We start from the raw sequence: 22,384 nt of genomic DNA on the forward strand, positions 1-22,384 counted from the left end.
CCTGTTCCCTGTTCCCTGTTCCCTGTTCCCTAAAACCAAGGAATTTTTTACCTCACCAGCATGGGAATTGCTATACAATAATTAATTAAACTGCAAACTTCAGAGGTGAACAAAATTGTCGGCTAAAAAATATCAAAAATATTTACCTAATAAATTAATCCGTAATACAATCTTCATAACAACTTTGCTACTAGGATTAAATATAATGCCAGTCAAAGCTGTTGAACAATATAACAGATTACTAAAAATAGGAATTATACAAAGATTCGGCACTAAACCAACAGATAAAATTATTATTAAAGCTACTCCAGGAGATCGATTAACTTTGCGGTTTAAAACTCCAGCAGGAGAAGAAACTCTAACTACTGAAAAAGTCGAACTAAAAATTAAAATGAAACCCCTAGAAAAGCCTCTCTTAAAAGAGCGGTTAATTCTTAGTAGTCACCGTAGTTATGAGAATGCTGAAGAAGATGCCCAGTTATGGAAAAATAAAGGAATAGAAGTAGAAGTAGCTCAACCTGGTAGATGGAACGTTTGGGCAAAAAGAAAAGTTTATAAAACTCCTTTATTACGACGCTGGCTATTAGAAAGTATACAAGCTAATAGTAATACAAATGTCTATCTCGATCTGGAACCTATAAAACAACGGCCTACAGCTTACTGGAATATGAATGGCTATACTTATCATCGCCATGAACTACATATTACTGCGGGGAAAAATGAAATTATTATCAATAATCAATTTAACCAAGACATAGCAATACCAGAAGAACGACGTTATGCTGGTTCATTAAAACTACAACCTAATGCTTATGGTACTTATACATTGGTGAATAATGTACCAATAGAAACTTATATTCGAGGAGTTGTACCCCATGAATTAGGAGCTTGGCCACCAAAAGCATCCCTAGAAGCTCAGTCAATTTTAGCTAGAACTTATGCACTCAGAAATTTACATCGGTTCGTAGCAGATAATTATGAGTTGTGTGCTGATACTCACTGTCAAGTTTATAAAGGATTAGATGTTTACCCAGAAACGGATGCAGCAGTAGCAGCAACTAGGGGAAAAGTTCTGACTTATGAAGATGAGTTAATAGATGCAGTTTATTTTGCTGTTAGTGGTGGTGTTACGGCAGATTTTAATGATTTGTGGAATGGTACTGAGCGTCCATATTTACGACCTGTTGTTGATGCGGCTAATAATATCTGGGATTTATCTACAAATAGTTTAGCTTCTGAACAAAATTTCCGTAGGTTTATGAGTCTTCAAAAAGGATTTAATGAGGATGGTTGGATAGAATTTCGCTGGCGAGAGGTGGTTAGTTTGCCTGGTATAGTTGGTTATTTAAAGAGTTATTTTCGACAGAAAAAAAGTCCTTTTGTTCAGTTGGAAACAATCAAAAAAGTAGAGGTGACGGAGCGATCGCTAGCTGGTCGTGTTTTGAAAATGACTGTGGAAACAGATAGAGGAATTGTAGAGTTAAATAAGGATGAGGTACAAAATGCTTTTTGGGTGCCTTGGAGTACACTATTTTATCTAGATCCTATATACAAACCAGATCAAACTTTGTGGGGTTATGCTTTTGTTGGCGGTGGGTTTGGACATGGAGTTGGTTTTAGTCAAAAAGGTTCTATTAACTTAGCTGAATTAGGTTGGAGTAGCGATCGTATTCTCAGTTTTTATTTTCCAGGAACCGAAGTCCAACCTCTCAGCGAGTTAGTTACTTTTGGACAAAAATAGTTATAACGATCAAGGTGAAATAGGTTGGTTGCTTATAGTTAATTTCAATAAACTATAAACAATCAAAAAATTATCAATCATCTTACATTCTAAGATGATTGATAACTAACTTTATAGATTATTTTCTTGGTGAGTGGTAATAGTGCAGTCTTTTTTCGGATAGGCAACACAAGTTAGTACCCATCCTGCTTCGATCTGATCGTCATCTAAGAATGACTGATCGCTTTGATCTAAACAATCATCTGCCTTACCTTCTAGTTTTCCTGCACAACTTGAGCAAGCACCAGCGCGACAGGAGTAGGGTAGGTCTAAACCTGCTTCTTCAGCAGCATCAAGAATATATGTATCATCCTCGCAATCAATAGTTTGATTAATTCCCTCTAGTTCATTAATCAGAGTAACTTTATATTTAGCCATGTAATTTTCCCCTCAAAATTAGTATATAAATCTTGATCATTCTTGATTGACTTGAAGTTGTCAACCTAAGCTGCTTCATAAAACCGATATCAAACGTCTCTCTTGGTGCGCGTTCCCTCACAGGAGTGCGCATTCCCTCACAGGAGTGCGCATTCCCTTGCGACTATCGTCGTCGCGGGGTCGCACCGCTTGCGCCTGTCGGCGACGCGGGGTCGCACCGCATCACAAGTGACATTTTAATGTGTACGGACGTTGCATAACAAAAATGCGTTTTCTTATAGGGAATGCTACGCAAACATGTCGCGCAGCGTTAGCGGAGCTTTGCGTCAGCAAAACGTCCCTATCTGCTTCCACCGGAACTGTAGGCAGCAGGACCTCCACAGGCATTGAGGGTCTTGCCCGACCGCATCTCTTAAATTTATACTTGCGTTTAAATCTCTTTGGTGAGTTGTGACAGTACAATCAGAGGTAGGATAAGCTACACAAGTTAGTACATATCCTGCTGCCATCTGGTCGTCATCTAAGAAAGATTGGTCTAACTGGTCTACTTTGTCTGCTTCTATTTTACCAAAAAATGAGGGTATGCGCCTCCCCTTTTTAAGGGGATAAAAAAGCGGTCGTTTCGCTTTCCTACGGAATGCTAAAGCAAACGCGACATGGAATAGGAGCATTCCCTATACGAAAAAGCCGAGCTGTCCGTAGAATGGGATGGCGTTTAGCTAGCGCAAAACTTTCATATAGGGAATGCTCCGCAAACGTTAACGCTACGCGACATGTTTGCGGAGCATTCCGTCAGGAAAAAGTGTTCGCGGCTCTGAAAGAGCGGGTTTCCTTTCCCTCCGGGACGCTAGGCGTTTTGCTAGCGCAAAGCTTTGCTAACCGCTGTCGCGACATGGAATAGGAGCATTCCCTATACGAAAAAGCGGAGCTTTGCGCTAGCAAACGCCATATCCAATCGACCAAGAGAATATTTAATTCAGTATTTCAAGTCTCCGACTTTAGTCGGAGGTTCACTCTCTACTGATAACTGATAACTGAAATGACCAGCACAGGTAGAACAACCACCTGCACGACAGGAGTAGGGTAGTTCTATAGTCTATAAAAATATAGTCACATAAGACATATTTATCTTGCAAGTCCTGCCGTTCTACTAAACTTACCCAAACTTACCCAAAATGGTATTTTGAGTTTTGGAGCTAGCTTCCTGTTTTGCTAACGCAAAGCTGCGCTAACACTGAAGACCACTGACCCCAGTCTGTGTACGGACGTTCGCATTTTTGTTATGCAACGCCCCTTCTTCTCCACAGGCTTAAAATCGGCGGAAACTCCACCTACTGATGCACATAGTTTTCTAGATTGAGCCTAAAGTATTAGCATTTTGAGGCTACAATAGCCAAAAACCTTGCACTTTTTTAGCAATATTTAACCCTAGCAGCCTTTACAGATATTGATTACAATTTTATTAACCAAGCCCTAATTAGCAATTCTCACACGCTAATAAGTATAGATGTGAGAATTACTTTCTTACTGGCTTCCACTGTTTGAATGTCTGAGAATTTGCTCAGTCCTTACTACTATACTTCCGTCGAGGGTTTTGCCCTTGGTAATGCTGCCCATTTCATGTCACATAAGGTTTCATATCGGGGACAGCCGAAAACTTGGGATGTTAAGGCTGACAAATTATTTTTTAGACTCTTGTAGATATCAACCAGGTTTGACAATTTTCTAAAGTAGTTAATAACTACAGATTATCTTCCTGATGAGTTACAATTTTACAATCAGATGTTGGTTTAGCTACACAAGTTAGTACCCATCCCTCTTCTATTTGCTCGTCCTCTAAGAAAGTTTGCTCACTTTGATCTACTGTGCCTGACTCAAGTTTACCTGCACAACTCGAGCAAGCACCAGCGCGACAGGAAGAAGGTAAATCTAATCCTTGCTCTTCAGCAGCATCAAGGATCATGTCATCCTCAGGGCAATCAATTACTTTCTCACCTTCTGGTGTAACTAGAGTAACTTTGTAGGTAGCCATTTAATTTTCCTCTCCAGAATTTAGTATATTTATAAGTTAGACTTATACAAATTACTTGGCTTGGTTAGCCAGTTCATTTGTACTTGTTTTGTTTCCATCTCTGATATTAAGGGAAAAAAGCAAACTTGTAAAACAAATTAGGCAAAAAATTACTATAGAATTTGTTATAAATAATTCTAATTTAATTCTGATTACTTATATCTAATTGGCCATTTTTTGGACTATATAGATTAAAAAAAGTTAACTATATCACAGATTTTATATTTTACTATATAAAATAGTAATTTTGTGTAATTCTATGTGTTGCTATGAGTCAGATAAATATCTCTTCCCCTTTCTGCTCTATTCCGATCAAGGTTGGTATTGTTGGCACTGGTTATGCTGCTAAAGCTAGAGCTGAAACATTAAAAGGAGATGAGCAAGCGCTTCTAGTTACAGTTGCAGGTCATACCCCAGAAACAACTGAAGCATTTAGTCAAACCTTCCAAGTCCAGAGTACAAGTTCTTGGCAACAACTGGTGGAACGAGAAGATTTGGATCTAGTAATCATTTCTACTATTAATAGAGATCATGGAGCGATCGCTCGCGCTGCTCTGGAAAATGACAAACATATTATAGTTGAATATCCTCTCTCCCTAGATCCAACTGAAGCGGAGTCATTAATTTCTCTGGCAGCTCAAAAAAATAAACTATTACACGTTGAACATATAGAACTGCTGGGTGGTCTCCACAATACTATTAAACAATTTTTGTCAAATATTGGTAAAGTTTTCTACGCTCGTTACGTCACAATTAATTCTAAGCAACCTGCACCTCAAAAGTGGACTTATAGATCGTCATTGTTTGGCTTTCCTTTTGTGGGAGCGCTTTCTCGTTTGCATCGGTTTACGGATCTATTTGGTCAGGTTGATACTATTAATTGCCAAAGTCAGTTTTGGTATACTGATGTCGATCTTTATAAAGCTTGTTTATGTACTGCTCAGTTAAGGTTTAATAATGATGTAATTGGGGAAGTTGTTTATGGCAAAGGTGAAACTTTTTGGCAGTCAGAAAATATCTTTAGTCTTTACGGTGAAAAAGGTACATTAATTTTTACTCCCCAACAAGGTCAACTATTGCAGGGAGAAAAAATACAAACTATAGAAGTGCCTGCTAGGCGTGGTTTATTTGCTAAAGATACGAAAATGGTAATTGAACATTTGTTAGCGGGAACTCCTTTATATGTAACTCCAGAAGCAAGTTTGTATACTTTAAAAGTTGCTGATTCTACTAGGAGAGCATCAGATTTGTAGATAGGGAGATGGGGTGATAGGGACTGTGGGAAGTGTGGGAAGTGTGAGGGGAAAGAAAAAAAAGTAATTAACCAGGCTAGGGAGTGAAAATTTTCCTTCTGTTGCGTATAGAGCAATAGTCGATACATTTTCTGAAGCACCCAAGCACGGGAGATGAGTGGTGAAATTTTCCTTCTATTGCGTATAGAGCAATAGTCGATACATTTTCTGAAGTATCCAAGCACGGGAGATGAGTGGTGAAATTTTCCTTCTATTGCGTATAGAGCAATAGTCGATACATTTTCTGAAGCATCCAAGCACGGGAGATGAGTGGTGAAATTTTCCTTCTATTGCGTATAGAGCAATAGTCGATACATTTTCTGAAGCACCCAAGCACGGGAGATGGGTAGTGAAATTTTCCTTCTATTGCGTATAGAACCCATTTGGTATTTATTTTAGAAGTTACAAGTCTAATACCCATCTGGGGAAAGATGATTCTGGCAGTCATTTTTCATAATTTTTCGGTCTCCTGAACCCTTATAGTTATTAGGCTCCTTAAAACAGCTTTCCTGAAGGCTTTGTATTTCAAGAAAAGATACGTTTAGGGGTTCTATAGAGCAAGAGTCGATACATTTTCTGAAGCACCCAGGCGCGGGAGATGAGTGGTGAAATTTTCCTTCTGTTGCGTATAGAGCAATAGTCGATACATTTTCTGAAGCACTCGGCGCGAGAGATGAGTGGTGAAATTTTCCTTCTGTTGCGTATAGAGCAAGAGTCGATACATTTTCTGAAGCACTCGGCGCGAGAGATGAGTGGTGAAATTTTCCTTCTGTTGCGTATAGAGCAAGAGTCGATACATTTTCTGAAGCACCCGGCGCGGGAGATGAATGGTGAAATTTTCCTTCTATTGCGTATAGAGCAAGAGTCGATACATTTTCTGAAGCACCCAAGCACGGGAGATGAGTGGTGCAATTTTCCTTCTGTTGCGTATAGAGCAAGAGTCGATACATTTTCTGAAGCACTCAAGCGCGGGAGATGAGTGGTGCAATTTTCCTTCTGTTGCGTATAGAGCAATAGTCGATACATTTTCTGAAGCACTCAGGCGCGAGGGATAAATAGTGAAAAATTCCTACTAAACCCATTTAAATGTTAGAATAGGAATTTTTTAAGAGTGCCTTAGATTTTAGGGTGAGTTTATTTCATCTAATAGTTAAACTCGTTGACATACTCCCGACGTTGCCCTTACGGGAAAAATAGGGATTCTTCAGCCTGGGGAAACCCTGACCGCTGCGCATGACAGAGGTGATGTCCTCCCCCTGTGTTCATTGAGCATAAGTTCAATGATAAGTATTGTAATAAAATATCTCCTATTTGTCAAGGGGAGCATAACGTTTAGCTGATGGAGGTATCTAACCGTTGACCTTGGCTTTCCCATCCCTCCGCTCCCCACCCCCCTTTCCAAGGGGGGTAAGGTATGATGGAGAGCTTTGACTTCCCCGAAGGGAAGTTAAGCTTGACGCGCCACTACTGAACCTGATAGCTAGTTAACCTAACCAATACCAAATTCAACAATCATTTGCTCAACCTGAGCAGCTACCAGAGGGTTTGGGTCATTTCTCAAATTAGGCAATAATTCAACCAATGCACGTTGAGATGCCATCTGTAAGTAAGCTAGAGCTGCCTCCCGCACAAAACCAGTAGGGTGGCGTAAACAAACTAAAGTTTGCTCTGCAGTTAAACTCCAACGAGCCGCACGAGCCATCTGTAAACAGCAAGCTAATGCCCAGTCAGAAAGAAAATGACGAAAATCTAGCAAGTGTCGTAAGCGATCGCTAGGAGCCATTGGTTGATAAACAACCATCTCAGATAAACTACCTAATTTTTCCTCATAACTCTTTTGATCTAAAATCTCAATCAGCGATCGCTTACAAGAAATATCTACAGTATTATCCAAAATTTCCAAACCACGAGCCACATTTGAACGGGAGTCTGACTTAATATTAAAAGCTGCTGCCTGAATAGAACTCAATGGATAAAGAAACTGCATTAACAAAAAACATTGTTCCATAGCATCTAACTCCAACAACTCTAAAGACCGCAACAAAATTTCTGTATAATCAGTTGTCAGTTTTCCATTACCTTCCTCTAAAGGAGCAGAGTCAGAATTATTTGAATTAATATCTACCCCAGACAGGTCTACTATGCCGGCATAAACCTGTCCTAAAAACATTAACTCTTGCTCTACTAAAATTTCAACTCCACTGCGACCTACTCGTTCGAGTACCCCTTCTATTCCTACTTCTCCTGGCATTTTCAATAATCTACGGAGAATATTACGACGGGTTATACCCCAAGACGTCATCATTCTATTTACCAGAGAATCTAGTGCTTCTATTGTACCGATTTCACCAATGGCAGTCCATGCTTGTAATCGCACTATATCCGATTTATGAGTATCATCTGCTAATTTTACCAACATCGGAATCGCATCATTACCTAATCTTACTAATGCTTGTAATGCAGATTCCCTAGTTGATTTGTAGGATAAACCCCGTAATAGTGAAGGATAGAAACTTTCCAAATGAGTCGCAGCAATCACATCCATGCAATACTTTCGCACTCGTAACGATTCATCTTGTAATAAACTAGGAACATACAATCGTAACCCTTGCAAATAATCTGCTTCTCCCAAAGCACGAACACCCATCACTCTTTCCTTTTCCAGTTTAGAAGTAATCATCCGGCGTAAAACATTCGTAGCTTCCGCTTTTTGCTCTCTGTCCCCTCTACGCATAATTAAAGCTGCTGCCGTACCTCTTACTACTGGATCTACTGAAGATTGTAAATATGGTTGCAGTTGAGTAACATCTGGTTCTGATTCTGTGAGCCAAATATAACGTAAAGCTAAAGCCAAAACTTCTGGTGGCAATGATGTTTTGGTTAGCGACCGCACTTCTTGAAGATAAGCTGGATTCGGGTGATTCAACATTACTTCCAAACTTTGAGATTGTAATGCAGGTGACATTTTATGTAATATTGGAGCCAATACTTCACCTACATTTTTTTTGTCTATTTGACTTAATAACTCAATACAAGAACGCTTATCTTCTTCTGCCCTTCCTTTTTCTAAAGTTTCTACTACTGAGCGTTTCAATGCCCGCATATCTAAATCTAAAACACCAAATCTGCCTTTCCCTGCACTTCTTACCAACAAGCCTACATATTGGGTTCTAATTAACCATATTACTCCTAACCATACCAAGCCTGATATTATTATTGCAATGACAAATACTAGACCCTGCTGGTCTTGAAATCTACTTTGACTCGAATCTAATATTAATTTACAAAACCAGAGAATTGCTAATATTATTAATCCGCTCAAACCTGTAGAAAATGGTTCTGCCACTCCATTTACCATTGTTTGAACATCACTACGAATATTTTCTGGTAAAGGTTGGAATAAAACAGGTCCGGTAGTTTCTATTAATGTATAGTGTAGTAATTCATCTAAAAATCTTAGAATTACTAATCCTATAAATACTGAAAATAAGCCTGTTATTGCTCCTGTAAAAGAAAATAACCCTAAAGCCATTGCTCCTACTGGTAGTATTATTGCTGTACCAAAAACTCCTATTCTTTCTACTAAACGACTAGAGGCAAACCATTGAGTTGCTACTTGACAACTACTTAAAATCCCCTCAAATAACCCCAAGAAACTTGCTATTTTACTTGCTCCATCAGCAGCCGGGTTTTGCAATTCTAGTTGATAAAAGAATTGAAAGTCTATTAATACATATAGCACTTCTGCCATGACAAAGAATACGATCAATGGCAATATATAACCTTTTAAAGGTCCTTTTATGCTCCTAGTAGAAAATTCCTCTTCGTCCTCTTCTGGTATCCAACGGCTAGAATCAGGAAAAGATTGTTGATATTTCTCTGATAAATATAAAAGTATTCCTGACCCCAATACTACCATTAATCCTGATACTATTGTGACGTTATTCAGTGGCACAAAGTATAGTATTAAAGGTAAAGAAAATCCACTAATTACTCCTGCTACTAAAAAGCCACTACTTATTATTGGATATGTCCGTTTAATTTCTCTAATATTAAATAACTGATTAGCTGTGATTGAAGTATTTAGATCGTTAAGCAAGTAACAAGCTTCTACCCATAACCACATCATAAAAGTGGTAAGAAAAGCTAAACTTAGACCAGCTATCTTGATATTTTCAATGCCAATTCCAAATCTAAATAAGAATAAAGGAATTGCCATTAGTAATAGAATTATCACTATTACTCTGCGCAAAGGCATGATTTTTTGTAGCCAGGAATAGACAAAGCCTAAACCTGAACCTATGCCTGCACTAGCAATATATATCCAAGGTAGTTTGTCGGCACCATATTGGTCTAAAAATAGACTAACTGTACTTAGTTCTAACCAAATTAGTCCTACAGAAGTAAGAGTATATACCACAAACATTAGTAAGGTTCGCTCTACTTCCTCAGAACGGAGGTTAAGAGATATTAGCAGTTTATATCCTAATCCTGTATAACTTTTTAAACTTCTCACTTCCATGTAGGTTACTGAATTTTAACTAAAGTGTATATTTAATAATTAACAATTAATAATTACCTCTTCTTAAAAATAAGAGGATTGGTTAAAAGGATTTTTTTTCTCTTTGAAAGGAGAGGCTTTAAACCTGATTTTTTCGGTAAAATTGCTAGATAAAGATAGTCAAATCTTGTCAGATATAAGAATATCTAATTAGATAATAATGATAATTGATTTTCAGCCATCATATTATTGAGGAAAGATTCATTGAGAGCAATCTATTTTATCATAATTCCCCGATTATGTAACACCTATAGTTTAATTTAGGGCGTTGATGAATGATTGTATGATTTTTAGTGGTCAGTAGTGGTAGAGGCCATTCGTGAATCGCCCTTACAGTAGTCTGTAGTCAGTAGTTAAAAGAGCTTTTTTTTCCTTACTATGAATCTTACTCTGATCGGAATTTCATACCTTATTTCACCAATGCCTAATTTAGATTAAATAAAATACAGAACTTAAAAAGCAAAGCTATAGTTTAAATTTCAGTTTGTCTAAATTATTTAAGTAATAAAATCATCATTCCTAACAACGATATATCCCATAACTTAATTCCTCTCCTAAGAAATGTTAGGAGAGGAATATTTTTTAACTATACAGCAGCAAGGAGAAATAGCTCTATCAACTAAAACATTAGTATTCTTCTATACTTTAGAGTTATAAATGCTATTTGACACTCTGCGCTCTAAAGAGACTCAGATTCTTCAGGTCGCACCTGAAAGGGTCGCATCAATTGGCATTTCTGCCACCGACCCCCTACCCTGTTGCTTTTGCTTTACTTCTACTTGTTTTTTTTGCTTTCTGGGTACTACCACTTAGCTTCTATACGCTCCACAACCTGTCATTGCACGCCCCAATGAATGTCGCTGAAGCACTTAAAAAGCCGTCTGTTCTCAGGTGGCCTGGATTTTTACGTACTAGGATGCTTCATTTCGCAGGCGTTTACCCTGACTAACTTTATTAACTTTATTAATAATAACAGATCACGCTTGTTAAAACGACCGAATCGTTTTTCCGCCCCGATGCATAAAAGACTGGGCGTGACCTTACTCCCGAACTTTTTTTGTGTTTTCAACTTGACTTTTTAGGAGATAATAACATCATCATACTGCGTCCCTCCTTTTTGGGAGCTTGTTGAACCTCTGCTAATTCTTTTAAATCTGTTGCCATCCGTTGCAATAATTCTTCTGCAAGGTTACTATGTTGTATCTCCCGGCCTCGGAACATAATAGTGGCTTTCACTTTATCACCAGACTCGAGAAAGCGCTTTGCATGAGATAAGCGGACATTATAGTCATGCTCCTCAATTTTATAGCGCATTTTTACTTCCTTAACTTCTGCATTATGCAGCTTGTTTTTGGCATCCTGTACTTTCTTTTTCTTTTTCTGCTCAAACAGATACTTTCCATAATCAACTATTCTACAAACTGGTGGGTCAGCTTTATCGCTGACCATAACCAGATCGAGACCTTTTTCTTCGGCCATCCGCAAAGCTTCTGTTGTTTCTAAAATTCCTAGTTGTTGGCCATCTGCGTCAACAGCCCTAACTTTGGGAACTCTAATCTTTTCGTTAACTTGAGGGAGATTACGATTATTTTTTTTTTCGATTGGCATTAATTGGGATTTTCAAACGATTATTTAGAAGGACATCTGTATCAAATCAAATCAGGCTAAGGTATTTGTTATTTATATCCTCCGTAGGTTGCGCCTATGCAACAACGTAGGATTCTCTAACATCACTTATAGAAGCTTTCTGCTTCATAGCACCCGCCTTCAAGGCCGAATCTCTCTTCAGTCTTAGGGTGGATCTGCAGGCAAGCCAGTCCGGTCTTGGGGGTTTCCCCCATTAGCTACTGGCACTGATAGTTACTAAATCTATAGAAAAATCTTTTTTGATTTAGTTTTAATTAAGTGTTACCTTAACGGGGTGAACTACAACACCCTCTATCCCATTGCTAAAAGCGTTTGGGACTACTTTTCGTAATATATTTAAACTTCCATTGACATCAGCATTGTATGTGACTCCATTTGAAGCTTTATAAAGTCCTCTTTTCACTCGTTTACCACTAAATTTGTGTTTGGCACCTTTTTGGTAAACTGGTAAGTCGTCCCAGTCTAAAAAACTAGCAATTGAAGTATAACTTTCTTCATTAAGAAAGACTTTGATTCCTACTAATTTCCCTTTGTATTTTAGTTGTTCAATTAACTTAAAAAAAGGAATTTGAACAAAATTTTGATTGTTTTTGGGGCCAAGATTTAGGCTTTGTTTCCAGTTAGGATTATTCCCTATTACTAAAGTTCCTATCTGACTTTCTATCAGACGATTAATAATATACCTGCTAGTCTTATGCAGATAATCATCAATCTTTAAATTTCTTTTTGTCGATAATCTTTTGATTCTATTACTACTTTTAGCCTCCTTTAGTTCTGACTGTAGTTTGCCTTTTTTCTTATTATAGAATTGATTAATTGATTTGACTGGTCTGCCGTTAATAATAAAGGGTTGAAAACCTTTTTTATTTGATGTTACAGCCGCCAAATTATTCACTCCCAAATCTACAGAGGCTACATGAGATTCTGACAAATCTAATTTAACTTCAAAGGATTCGTAAACCACTTCTATCACATAGTAATTAAGCTTAGGAATTATTCTCACTTGTTGCAGAGAATCATAATTTATTTTACTGTCAAAAAATAGCTCACTTTTTGATAGTAATATTTTCTGATTTTTGACTAATTGAGGTTTACTAATCGCTTGTTTTGTATAAACTAGAATATTCCTCCCTTTCTGTTTATGTTTATATTTTGGCAGTTTAGGACGACTTTTAAACTTACTTGGACATTCATTATAAGCTCTTATAGCTTGAAAAAAACTTTGCCAATTTTCATCTAAAAGAATCAACACCTGCTGAGAAACTTTCGCCGGTATTGCTTGATAATCTGCTCCCGACTGTAACAACTTTTGAACCTTGTTATAATCTAGATAATTTCCTTTATTAATAAACTCTTGTCTAACTATGTAGTTAGCCATGTTGTAGAGATTTTTCGACAAGAAAGCTACAGCATCAAGTGATTTATAATTGGGATGATTTTTTTTAATAATAGTACGTTCTACTAACTGCATTATCGCTCCTGTCAACATTTAACGAGCTGTTGGGGTTTTCCAAGTTCATCTTCAAGATGCATGGGTGTTGCAGATAATTTCATTCATAAACTACATAAGGGAATTTAACTAATTCCAGTCTAAGATATTTTTAGTTGTTTTTTTCTGTTTTTCTATAAAATCAATAAAACTTTACAATACTAAAGCGTCAGGTTTCTCGACGCTTTAGCTAAATTTTTTGGTCAGAGTAATATAGAATAGTGTTTGATCTGTATTCTATCATAATTAAGCAATTTTATGCAAGCCTATTAATTAACGCTGATACTTGATACTCAACATACTATAGTTCAGTTCAATAGTAGAGATATCTAATGACACGCCCTAATACCATTTACTTTGTTAGGAACTTTACAAATCTTAAGATTTAGGAATTTAATTAAGTCTTGGGATAAGTCCCATACAGGAATTGTGTGCTTTAGCGTGATGAAAAACAATATCAGGATAAAAGCAAGTTTGGTTGATCGTGAGTAATATTTCTAGCAATTGGCAAAAAAAAATAGGTAGTGAACGAGACTGGGTATGGCGAGGGTGGCAAACTCGCTACACTTATGTTCGATGCCAAAGTAATTATGAAACTGGGGAAGGCCAAAATCTACAAAACCCTCCTATACTACTTTTACATGGTTTTGGTGCATCAATAGGCCATTGGCGACACAATATCAATGTATTAAGTCAAAAACATACAGTCTATGCACTTGATTTGCTGGGTTTTGGCGCTTCGGAAAAAGCGATCGCTAATTATGATAGTAGTTTTTGGGTAGAACAAGTATACGAGTTTTGGCAGACTTTTATTCAAGTACCAGCGATATTAGTGGGTAACTCTATTGGTTCACTGGTATCTCTAGTAGCAGCTACTACATATACAGATATGCTTGCAGGACTAATAATGATTAGTTTACCAGATCCGGCTCCTCAAGCAGAGGTAATTCCAAGTTGGTGTTTACCGACTGTTGAGTTAATTCAAAATATTGTTGCTTCTCCAATATTGTTGAGGGCAGTATTTTCTATTATTCGTAGACCCTCAATTATTCGTCGTTGGGTTAAACTTGCATATAGTAATCCAGATCGAATCACAGAAGAATTGGTCGATATATTGGCAGGACCACCGAGAGATAAGGGGGCGACTCGTACTTTTTGTATTTTATTTAAGATTATGGGTAGTACTAAGTTAAGTCCTAGTGTAAAAGCTATGCTTCCTACTCTGGAAGTTCCTATGCTGTTAATTTGGGGCAAGCAAGATTTATTAATTCCTCCCAAGTTTGCTAATCCTAGTCAGTTTACCCAACTTAATCCCCGTTTAGAATTAATAGAATTAGATAACGCTGGTCATTGTGCCCATGATGAATGTCCTGAAATAGTTAATAGTCTAATTCTTGATTGGATTACCCATAATGAAGTCAGAAGTCAGAAGTCAGAAGTCAGAAGTTAAAAAGTCTTTTTGAAATCAGAAGTTAGAAATCTTTCTGAACTCAGAAGTATTAATCTTTCATTAGATAAACTCAACCCCTGAATACCACAATATAAGTTTTATTTTATGCAGAAGGCAGAAGTTTTATAGTCTACCTTTGTGAAAACCGCTCTAATTGGAAAGAAGAAGTAATAAGATAGAAGGGAAAAGGTAAAAGGTAAAAGTTACAAGGTAGGGTTGAAATTTTTAGTTAATAATAAATACTCTAATTTTTGTATTAGATATCTGCTGGAAATTATATAAGTCTTTTCTTAAGCTTCTATAACAATGTTCCCTAGAAATCTATAGCGATTCTCTTACCTAGTAAAGTACAAAAATAATTTGACACTTTTTTTAGACTGTACTTTGAGCTGGAAATTGTAAATACCTGAGCAAGCAGCGCTATAAATAAGTATATATATCCAAGAAAATAATCTGAGGTGCAAATTAAACAACCTCCGGAAAACTACATAAGTAAAATGTAGCCTTAATTAAGGACAAAATTTAAGGTTCTTAATTTTTCAATATTTTTAAATTACAGGGGCATTAAATAGGTTAATACTGAAAGTATATAAGGAAGAATAATAATGCAGAAATTTCGTTGTGATGCTCCAAAGATGTTTTCTAAAGCTGAAGTTGGTGTGGTTGAAGAAAAAATTACTGCTGATAAGCCTGGAAGAGTTAAATTTAAAACTACATATTGGCCTGCGGTGCTTTTTAGAGATTACAGTATGACTCTTTATCCTGGTCAAGAAATTGCAGTTGTCGGTCGTCAGGGAATTACTTTATTAGTACACCGTCTGTAACAGTTATCAGTAAACTGAGTTTTTAGATGATGTGGGAAGGTGGCATGGCCTTCCTCTATTCTGATTAATGAAACATTTAACTCAAACGTCTTAGTTTTTGGATGAGGTGGGAAAGTAGCGATCGCCTCACTCTCTCTAGATTGATGAAATTTTTAACTCAAGTGTCTTAGTTTTTAGATGAGGTAGGAAGGTGGCATTGCCTACTTCTATTCTAACTGATGAAATTTTTATAGGCTGCACTCAGGTATTTACAACTTACAGCTCAAAGTGCGGTCTAAAAAAAATGTATAAAAAATAATGTGTAAATATTTTATACCGTACTGCTATAACTCAAACGTCTTAGTTTTTAGATGAGGTGGGAAAATAGCGATCGCCTACCTCTTTCTAGTATTGATCGAATATTTAACTCAAACGTCTTAGTTTTTAGATTTTAGATAAATTGAGGATGTGTTGAAAGGTCAGTAAAAAAGATGATTAATGTTTCAAAAAAAATATAAACTAGACTAGACTAGGAGAAAATTTTCCTCCATTGACCCAAATAGTCCTGAATTCTTAATTTTAAAGAAATACTAACGATGGGAGCGCGTAAGATATTACAGGAATATGAAAAAGGTACACGATATTTCCAAGGAGTGAGCTTTGGGGCTCAGGGGGTGACAAGCGCCTTAAAAGCCTTACTAACAATGGCTTAAACGATTAAAGTAACTCTTGGAAATTATAATCAATATTGAAAATGATAATCATTATTAGTGAGGGTGTAGTTTAGCGATATAGCTGCCGCTAGGCTCCGCCAACGCTAAACTACACCCCCATGTTGAGTTGATTTTTTTTTCAACTCAAAGCTAATAAAAAAAATTTTTTAGTCATCAAATAAACTGTAAATGTTTGAAAGTACAAATACTTAATCTAATAAGATAGACATGGCTTTTAATCCCCTTTGATAATAGAGCTTTTTCTAGGCGTGATAGATTCATCATACCTTGAACAAGATCAACTAAATATTTCGCAGCTATGACCCACAATTCACCATAAATACCTACCCAAAAATTGCTATGTCTTCTATCTTTTCGACCAACTTCTTTCAAGCGACAAATGTATTTTTGATAACCAGATTTTTTAATAATTTTACCTTGTTGACATGACACAGTATAAGCACTCTTCTATCAGTAAAACTAAATTCGTCAATCGTTGGGTATTAGCTTGACTTCCTTCTAGATTATACCCTCCTGTTTTGCAATCTTTAAACATAGCTTCAATCCCCATTCTCGACCGATAAATTTTTAATACTTCATCCAAGTTGTCAAGATTTGTCAACAAGTACCATAGTTCTTTTTCTACTTTCTGATTATATTTACCTTTCCAATAAGCTGCTAAATTAAATTTACCAAACCCTTTTTTTCGAGTAATATTAATACTACTCAAAAAGATTTTAGTTCCTGGAGATACAGGTAAAGAACTCAGTTTTTGATAATTTTTACCTGTTTTTTTATAGTAAGTATTCATTTTTTGTCTGAAAACAAAATAAATGTTTTGAAGTGATTTTCGATGTTTCAACCAGTAAGATAACTCTGGAGCATGGAATTCTCTGTCTCCAATAATTACCAATTCATATTTGTTTAGTAAACGTAAAACAGGCTTAATCAGTGCTTTCTGCTCTCCTAAATTACTACTACCTTTCAAGTCTTACGATTTGCCAATAAATAGGTAAAGCACGTTTTTTATAAATTACACCTATAACAAAAATATTCTGAGCTTTCCATTGAGTTCTATCAATGGTTAAAATTAACCGACTACCATAAGAAAATTCTTGATTAATAATTTTCTCTATAATGGGAAACCAAAATAAAGGTATACTTAAAGAATATAATCCCAAAAACCGTTGAATGTGACGACGACGACTTTCATATTTAATAGGCAGAGGAAAACTAGCAGCTAACCTTTCTATTTTGACAGTTTTTTGGACAGTAATTAACCTTGCCTAAAATTTTTAAAGTTTGAAGTTGAGTATTGGTCAAAGATTGTTTAAAATATGACTCATACAATGATAAAAATTGCATTTGAGTTGGTCTATGTGTGTAAGTGGACTAACTTTTTTTACCATAAAATGTGACTTATGGCTAATTTTTAAAATTTACATAAAAATCAACTAAAATTGGGGATGCCGATGGGTTGCGATCGCCGACACTTGTAGTAATAATAATTATTATTTTTAATATTGATTGTAATTTTCCAGAGTTACTTTAATCGTTTAAGCCATTGTTAGTAAGGCTTTTGAGGCGCTTGTCACCCCGTGAGGCTTTGGGGTCTATCTTTTAAGGGAAAAGATTTATCTGGAGCAAATTTTAGTGGGGCAGATATTCGGGGTACTAATTTTCCTGGAGCAAATCTAACGGCAGCAGATTTTAGTGGGGCAGATATTCGGGGTACTAATTTTCGTGTGGCAAATTTAACCAAAACAAATTTTAGTAGAGCTAAGGCAGGATTAGAGAAGCATTGGGTGGTATTTTTGCTTTATAGTGTTTTTTTTCTAGTTGGTATATCAGTTTATTTGAATTTACTCATTTCAAATTTGACATTACAAATATTTGAGTTAAGTAATGTAGAAACTCAGTTTGATCGTTGGGTATCCTTAATTTTCATTACTATATACTTGATAACGTTATGCACAACGTTTATTGGTAAAAGAATAGAAAACTCAGCCGTAGCTATAGCTACTGCTATAGCAGGATTTGTAGCTTTAGCCCTAGCCCTAGCTGGAGTCATATCAGGAGCCGTAGGCGTAGCCTTAGCCATAACTGTAGCCGTAGTTTTCGCCATAACCCTATTGGGAGTCATAGCAGGAGCCGTAGCCATAGTTTTAGCCGTAGCTGTAACTGGGACTATAGCAGGAGCCTTAAGCATAGCCTTAGCCTTGGCCTTAGCTGTAAACATAATCTTAGCTGAAACAGCAACAATAGTAGTAGGCAGCAGGATAGAAGTCGTAAACTTAGGTTTAGCCTTGTTCCAAGGACTACTAAGTGCTTGGATTGGTTATCAGACAATTAAAGGAGATGAAAAGTACACTTCGATCCGTGATATAGCTATTGCTTTTGCTGCGATAATCGGAACATCTTTTAGAAATACAAATTTAACTGACGCTGATTTCACTAATGCTACTATCAAAAGTACAGATTTTAGAGGAGCTAACATAACTCATACTTGTTGGAGAAATGCTATTAAACTAGACCTTGTTTGATCAGGGAAAACCTATTTAAAAGATCCTAAAGTCAGAGAGTTAGTTAGAACAGGAGAAGGGCAAGATAAAAACTTTGATCGCCTCGACCTCAGAGGTATTAATTTCAAGGCAGCTAACCTACAAGATGCTAGCTTCATTGGCACAGACTTAAATCGCGCCAACCTACAAAACGCTAATTTATCTAGAGCTAGGTTAGTGCAAACTTTACTAGAAGGAGCAGATTTAACTAGAGCAACTTTAACAGGAGCTTGTGTAGAAGATTGGGGAATCAGCAATACTACTCAACTAATTGAAATTGACTGTAATTATATTTTCCTGAAATATCCTGAACGTGAACGTCGCCCTGCTGATCCAGACAAAAATTTTGAACGTGGTGAATTTGCTAAATTGGCTCAGAAAATTCCCAATACTGTCGATTTAATTTTCAAAGATGGTATTGACTGGGAGACTTTTCTGAAAACTTTTCAAGAACTCCGAGTGGAAAGTGACACAGAAGAATTACCAGTCATCCAAACAATAGAAAATAAAGGCGACGGTGCTTTTGTTATTCGCGTCAAAGTTTCTGAGAAAATTGACGAAGCAGAATATGAGCGTAAATTCTGGCAAAAATATAAACCGATGTTAGACTCAAAAGATAAGGAAATAGAACTTTTATCTGAACAAAAAAATTTTTATTCTGAAGAAATCAAAAATATACGCGAAGAAAGAAATTGGATACGCAAAGATAATACAAGATTAATAGGAGTTGTAGAAACAATGGCAGAAAAAGAAGGTACTAAATTTGACTTGCGCAGTGCAACATTTGGAGGAGGTTTTTCTGGTAGAGACCAAATAGGTGGAGGGGGTTTTGCTGGTAGAGACCAAATAGGCGGAACTTTCAACGACTATTCTACTAACCCCGAAGCAAAACAAAATCTGGTTGAAGTTGCCCAAGAAATTCAACAACTTCTCAAACAATTAGAACAATCAAACTCTACAGAAACTACAGTAGGTCAAATGGCAGTTGCTGCTCAAGCTATTGAAATTGTAGAAAATAACCCCACATTAAAACAGCGAGTAATAGGAGTATTAAGATCGGCGGGAACAGAAGCATTTAAAGAAGCTCTCGACAATCCAGTTGCTAATGTTTTAGTAGCAGCTTTTCAAGGTTGGATTGAACGATAAAATCAGTTATCATTTATAAGTTGTCAAGTATTATTAGAAAATCAACGACTTAAACTATTAGTTTTCGATCAACTTTAGGAGGTAATCTTAAAATCGATAACTCAGACAACATCATAAAAATTATTATTGAATCTCTTGATATAGACTTTATCTATTTTCTAAAAGTCAGACGTTATAGTTTTTTGTCTCTATATTTATGACTTTTGTTGAAACTATCAGATAACTTTTGATCTTTTCTCAGTATTTTGTTTAAATATAACGTTATTGCTTTTTATGGTTATGGAAATTATGGAATCTATGGAAGCTATTGAAACTATTGAAACCGTTGGTACAACTGAAGCAGCTTTTTTATTGAATATTTCGACGGGAAGATTACGGGTACTTTTAGGCCAAGGTCGTATCAAAGACGCTCGTAGAGGCAAACATTTCTGGAAAATTCCTCTAAATAGTCGAGGAATGCCGGAAGTAATTCCAGGTCGTCGAGGTCCTGAGGGAACTTGGAATAAAGGACAACGTACAGGCAATACTTTTATTCATGTTCTGCGAAAAGAAATTGACTATAACCGAGACCATGGTACATCGCATCCCGCCATATCCGTTAAACAAGGAAATCGCAACGATCGCTGTCACGAGGCAGAGATAAAAGGGCATTGCAAAATTGTTTATCGCCCTCATACACCAAATCGGAGTCAGGCAGGCGGCGCGCGTCTTTGGATTGAGGTTGAACCAGATGTGGAAATTGTGCGTAAGTTTTTCCGGAATACTGAGTTGGGTGAAGATGAATTGTTAAATCCCGATCTTCCTGAGTTCAACCTAGTCACTACAATTCAAACAACTCCACCTCTAAAAGAAACATCTGTTTCTAAAGTAACTTAAAAATTTCAACTTCGACGGCTAGAACTTTACAACATAAAACCCATCGACTCTAATACTTCCCTAAGTCGCTTTGCTTCAAGAGGGTTATATTTTTCATGCAAACTAATAGCTTTCCTAAACATTTCTAAACTTTCTGGTACTTGACCAACCTTCAAAAGTACAACACCCAAATTTTGATAAGTTTCTGCATAGTCAGAATCAAGTTCAATTGCTTTTTGATAGGAGGCGATCGCTTCAGTAAACCAACAATTATCTTTCAAAACCATACCTCGGTTATAATGACCGACTTAAAAATTAGAGTCTATTCTCTCTAGATCGATAAATATTTACAGCAGTTTTCAGGTCAATAAACCACACAAAAAAAATGATAATCCAGTAGGGAGGTTTCGCTCTAGACATGAAACGCATTTTTGTTATTTAACGTCCCTACTGTGGTCTATTAATCATGAAAACTGCTGTAACTCAAACGTCTTAGTTTTTAGACTTTAGAAACTAGGTTAGGTTAAGGGTTAGCGCAAACCAACAATCACATTTAAACATCTATATGTTGGATTTCTTTCCTCAACCCATCCTAGTTTATATCTCATAATTCAACTCTTCTCTCAAGTCAAACAAAATTTATTTCAAGATACTATAATGAATTAATAGTCAACTAGATTATCTATGAACATTGAACATTATAGCAAATCACCAAATATATACTTTAAGGAATTATCAGCAAAAGTTTAAAAATGATATCTATAAGGCAATCAAGAAAGGAAGTAAGAAAATATTATGTTATTCTCCTACGGGTTCTGGCAAAACCATTGTCATTGCTTCCATTTTAGCTGATGCTTTATCCAGAAATAAGAAGGCAATTTTACTAACCAACAGAGAGTTCATTATAGACCAAACCTTGGATACTATAGCAGGGAACAGGGAACAGGGAACAGGGAACAGTTAGAAAAACATTTCCCAGTCTAAGGTTCATCATCAGTCCATGTCCTAAGCAACTCTTTCTCAGCTATATGACTAAGGTTCAAATTGATCAAGAACAAGTAGGTATCATTAAAGTTGGTTACCAAGAAAATAGGGAACGTCCGCTTCAAATTGTTGGTATTCAGACACAAGCTCGTCGAGATTTGTTAAATTATGCCGATCTTATTCTCATTGACGAGTGTCATACTACTTGCTGGTTTGATACCTATAAAACACTTGATGAAACTTTTCCTAATGCAATTAAAATAGGATTTACTGCTTCTCCCTGGAGGCGAAAATTTCCTACTGAATATTTTGGTCAGTGGTTTGAAAAATTAGTTAAAGGTCCAGATATTCAAGAATTGATTGACCAAGGTTATTTATCTGATTTTAGGAATTATGGGTACGATGGAGTTGATATTGCTCGTCTGGAATCAGAATGCAGTAACCCGAACAGAACTTCTGATAATTTTGATGAAGTTCGTCAGCAACAATTATATAGGGCTTGCTGATTAAATCTAAAAGCATTGACTCCTAAAGGTTTTAGCCTTTTTATGTCTTGAAAAAGTACAAGGTTTTTGTTCTAGGGAGTTCAAAAAGTTAGGATTTTGAGTTGACTGTGGCAGAAAAATCAAAGGATAATTTTTCCTCCTGCCTCCT

19 protein-coding genes and 3 pseudogenes are annotated in these 22,384 nt (G+C 36.4%); 10 read left to right on the plus strand and 12 right to left on the minus strand.

Annotated elements, in window-relative coordinates:
• Positions 1-115 precede the first annotated feature (115 nt).
• Positions 116-1,741 carry a SpoIID/LytB domain-containing protein gene (locus F6K40_RS09900; RefSeq protein ID WP_293134842.1) on the plus strand — a complete coding sequence of 542 codons (1,626 nt, stop codon included), beginning with the start codon at positions 116-118 and terminating at the stop codon, positions 1,739-1,741.
• A gap of 111 nt (positions 1,742-1,852) precedes the next feature.
• Here the strand turns inward: F6K40_RS09900 and F6K40_RS09905 are convergent, their stop codons facing one another.
• The 4 genes and pseudogenes from F6K40_RS09905 to F6K40_RS09915 all read right to left on the minus strand — a co-directional run bounded on the left by F6K40_RS09905 (position 1,853) and on the right by F6K40_RS09915 (position 4,190).
• Positions 1,853-2,158, minus strand: a complete 306-nt coding sequence (locus F6K40_RS09905; protein ID WP_293134845.1) for a 2Fe-2S iron-sulfur cluster-binding protein — start codon at positions 2,156-2,158, stop codon at positions 1,853-1,855.
• 434 nt (positions 2,159-2,592) lie between these two features.
• Positions 2,593-2,703: pseudogene (locus F6K40_RS09910) on the minus strand (2Fe-2S iron-sulfur cluster-binding family protein); the annotation flags it as partial.
• Positions 2,704-3,134: 431 nt separating this feature from the next.
• Positions 3,135-3,251: a 2Fe-2S iron-sulfur cluster-binding protein gene (locus F6K40_RS40750; RefSeq protein ID WP_365670896.1), complete on the minus strand. Its 117-nt coding sequence runs from the start codon at positions 3,249-3,251 to the stop codon at positions 3,135-3,137.
• 648 nt (positions 3,252-3,899) lie between these two features.
• Positions 3,900-4,190: a ferredoxin gene (locus F6K40_RS09915; protein ID WP_293134848.1), complete on the minus strand. Its 291-nt coding sequence runs from the start codon at positions 4,188-4,190 to the stop codon at positions 3,900-3,902.
• Positions 4,191-4,498: 308 nt separating this feature from the next.
• On the opposite strand from F6K40_RS09915, the gene F6K40_RS09920 reads away from it, so the two are divergent.
• Positions 4,499-5,482: a Gfo/Idh/MocA family protein gene (locus tag F6K40_RS09920; protein WP_293134851.1), complete on the plus strand. Its 984-nt coding sequence runs from the start codon at positions 4,499-4,501 to the stop codon at positions 5,480-5,482.
• Between the two features lie 449 nt (positions 5,483-5,931).
• Here the strand turns inward: F6K40_RS09920 and F6K40_RS09925 are convergent, their stop codons facing one another.
• The 4 genes from F6K40_RS09925 to F6K40_RS09940 all read right to left on the minus strand — a co-directional run bounded on the left by F6K40_RS09925 (position 5,932) and on the right by F6K40_RS09940 (position 13,200).
• Positions 5,932-6,471: a hypothetical protein gene (locus tag F6K40_RS09925; protein ID WP_293134854.1), complete on the minus strand. Its 540-nt coding sequence runs from the start codon at positions 6,469-6,471 to the stop codon at positions 5,932-5,934.
• A 539-nt stretch (positions 6,472-7,010) separates the two neighbouring features.
• Positions 7,011-10,043, minus strand: coding sequence for a HEAT repeat domain-containing protein (locus tag F6K40_RS09930; protein WP_293134857.1), 3,033 nt, complete (start codon positions 10,041-10,043; stop codon positions 7,011-7,013).
• Positions 10,044-11,147: 1,104 nt separating this feature from the next.
• Entirely contained in the window at positions 11,148-11,690 is a 543-nt protein-coding gene (gene infC, locus F6K40_RS09935) for a translation initiation factor IF-3 (protein WP_293134860.1), read from the minus strand.
• Between the two features lie 289 nt (positions 11,691-11,979).
• The gene (locus tag F6K40_RS09940; protein WP_293134863.1) at positions 11,980-13,200 is read right to left on the minus strand and encodes an RNA-guided endonuclease InsQ/TnpB family protein; all 1,221 of its coding nucleotides are present in this window, start codon (positions 13,198-13,200) and stop codon (positions 11,980-11,982) included.
• A 502-nt stretch (positions 13,201-13,702) separates the two neighbouring features.
• Between F6K40_RS09940 and F6K40_RS09945 the strand changes: the two genes are divergently transcribed.
• Positions 13,703-14,668 carry an alpha/beta fold hydrolase gene (locus F6K40_RS09945; protein WP_293134866.1) on the plus strand — a complete coding sequence of 322 codons (966 nt, stop codon included), beginning with the start codon at positions 13,703-13,705 and terminating at the stop codon, positions 14,666-14,668.
• 605 nt (positions 14,669-15,273) lie between these two features.
• On the plus strand, positions 15,274-15,492 hold the full coding sequence (locus F6K40_RS09950) for an NfeD family protein (RefSeq protein ID WP_293134869.1): 219 nt from the start codon (positions 15,274-15,276) through the stop codon (positions 15,490-15,492).
• A gap of 866 nt (positions 15,493-16,358) precedes the next feature.
• Here the strand turns inward: F6K40_RS09950 and F6K40_RS09955 are convergent.
• Genes F6K40_RS09955 through F6K40_RS09965 form a run of 3 tightly spaced genes read right to left on the minus strand, consistent with a single transcriptional unit; the run spans position 16,359 to position 17,365 of the window.
• Positions 16,359-16,637 (minus strand): hypothetical protein, encoded by a 279-nt coding sequence (locus F6K40_RS09955; RefSeq protein ID WP_293134872.1) that lies wholly within the window; start codon positions 16,635-16,637, stop codon positions 16,359-16,361.
• Positions 16,618-17,172 (minus strand): transposase, encoded by a 555-nt coding sequence (locus F6K40_RS09960; protein ID WP_293134875.1) that lies wholly within the window; start codon positions 17,170-17,172, stop codon positions 16,618-16,620. Before F6K40_RS09960 ends, F6K40_RS09955 begins: the two co-directional genes overlap by 20 nt.
• The gene (locus tag F6K40_RS09965) at positions 17,162-17,365 is read right to left on the minus strand and encodes a hypothetical protein (protein ID WP_293134878.1); all 204 of its coding nucleotides are present in this window, start codon (positions 17,363-17,365) and stop codon (positions 17,162-17,164) included. Before F6K40_RS09965 ends, F6K40_RS09960 begins: the two co-directional genes overlap by 11 nt.
• Before the next feature lie 417 nt (positions 17,366-17,782).
• Here F6K40_RS09965 and F6K40_RS09970 point away from each other — a divergent pair, with 417 nt between their 5' ends.
• The 4 genes and pseudogenes from F6K40_RS09970 to F6K40_RS09980 all read left to right on the plus strand — a co-directional run bounded on the left by F6K40_RS09970 (position 17,783) and on the right by F6K40_RS09980 (position 20,767).
• Positions 17,783-18,727 (plus strand): pentapeptide repeat-containing protein, encoded by a 945-nt coding sequence (locus F6K40_RS09970; protein WP_293134881.1) that lies wholly within the window; start codon positions 17,783-17,785, stop codon positions 18,725-18,727.
• Between the two features lie 81 nt (positions 18,728-18,808).
• Positions 18,809-18,886 (plus strand): annotated as a pseudogene (locus tag F6K40_RS41575) (pentapeptide repeat-containing protein); the annotation flags it as partial.
• Positions 18,863-19,891 (plus strand): pentapeptide repeat-containing protein, encoded by a 1,029-nt coding sequence (locus tag F6K40_RS09975; RefSeq protein WP_293134896.1) that lies wholly within the window; start codon positions 18,863-18,865, stop codon positions 19,889-19,891. The pseudogene F6K40_RS41575 and the gene F6K40_RS09975, both read left to right, overlap by 24 nt.
• 288 nt (positions 19,892-20,179) lie before the next feature.
• Positions 20,180-20,767 carry a DNA-binding protein gene (locus tag F6K40_RS09980; RefSeq protein ID WP_293134884.1) on the plus strand — a complete coding sequence of 196 codons (588 nt, stop codon included), beginning with the start codon at positions 20,180-20,182 and terminating at the stop codon, positions 20,765-20,767.
• Positions 20,768-20,793: 26 nt separating this feature from the next.
• On the opposite strand, the pseudogene F6K40_RS09985 reads toward F6K40_RS09980, so the two are convergent.
• Positions 20,794-21,039: pseudogene (locus F6K40_RS09985) on the minus strand (tetratricopeptide repeat protein); the annotation flags it as partial.
• A 398-nt stretch (positions 21,040-21,437) separates the two neighbouring features.
• On the opposite strand from F6K40_RS09985, the gene F6K40_RS40755 reads away from it, so the two are divergent.
• Both F6K40_RS40755 and F6K40_RS09990 read left to right on the plus strand, forming a co-directional pair.
• Positions 21,438-21,710 (plus strand): DEAD/DEAH box helicase family protein, encoded by a 273-nt coding sequence (locus tag F6K40_RS40755; RefSeq protein ID WP_365670891.1) that lies wholly within the window; start codon positions 21,438-21,440, stop codon positions 21,708-21,710.
• Positions 21,711-21,774: 64 nt separating this feature from the next.
• Positions 21,775-22,236, plus strand: coding sequence for a DEAD/DEAH box helicase family protein (locus tag F6K40_RS09990; protein WP_293134887.1), 462 nt, complete (start codon positions 21,775-21,777; stop codon positions 22,234-22,236).
• The last annotated feature ends 148 nt before the right edge of the window (positions 22,237-22,384 follow it).

This window comes from Okeania sp. SIO3I5, from assembly GCF_010672085.1.
Lineage (GTDB): Bacteria > Cyanobacteriota > Cyanobacteriia > Cyanobacteriales > Microcoleaceae > Trichodesmium.

What these genes read in the sequence shown, in the direction of transcription:
- F6K40_RS09905 (WP_293134845.1), bottom strand. Translation starts at nt 2,158, where the DNA reads ATGGCTAAATATAAAGTTACTCTGATTAATGAACTAGAGGGAATTAAT.
- F6K40_RS09915 (WP_293134848.1), bottom strand. Translation starts at nt 4,190, where the DNA reads ATGGCTACCTACAAAGTTACTCTAGTTACACCAGAAGGTGAGAAAGTA.
- F6K40_RS09920 (WP_293134851.1), top strand. Translation starts at nt 4,499, where the DNA reads ATGAGTCAGATAAATATCTCTTCCCCTTTCTGCTCTATTCCGATCAAG.
- F6K40_RS09925 (WP_293134854.1), bottom strand. Translation starts at nt 6,471, where the DNA reads ATGTATCGACTCTTGCTCTATACGCAACAGAAGGAAAATTGCACCACT.
- F6K40_RS09930 (WP_293134857.1), bottom strand. Translation starts at nt 10,043, where the DNA reads ATGGAAGTGAGAAGTTTAAAAAGTTATACAGGATTAGGATATAAACTG.
- infC (WP_293134860.1), bottom strand. Translation starts at nt 11,690, where the DNA reads ATGCCAATCGAAAAAAAAAATAATCGTAATCTCCCTCAAGTTAACGAA.
- F6K40_RS09940 (WP_293134863.1), bottom strand. Translation starts at nt 13,200, where the DNA reads ATGCAGTTAGTAGAACGTACTATTATTAAAAAAAATCATCCCAATTAT.
- F6K40_RS09950 (WP_293134869.1), top strand. Translation starts at nt 15,274, where the DNA reads ATGCAGAAATTTCGTTGTGATGCTCCAAAGATGTTTTCTAAAGCTGAA.
- F6K40_RS09980 (WP_293134884.1), top strand. Translation starts at nt 20,180, where the DNA reads ATGGAATCTATGGAAGCTATTGAAACTATTGAAACCGTTGGTACAACT.
- F6K40_RS09990 (WP_293134887.1), top strand. Translation starts at nt 21,775, where the DNA reads ATGACTAAGGTTCAAATTGATCAAGAACAAGTAGGTATCATTAAAGTT.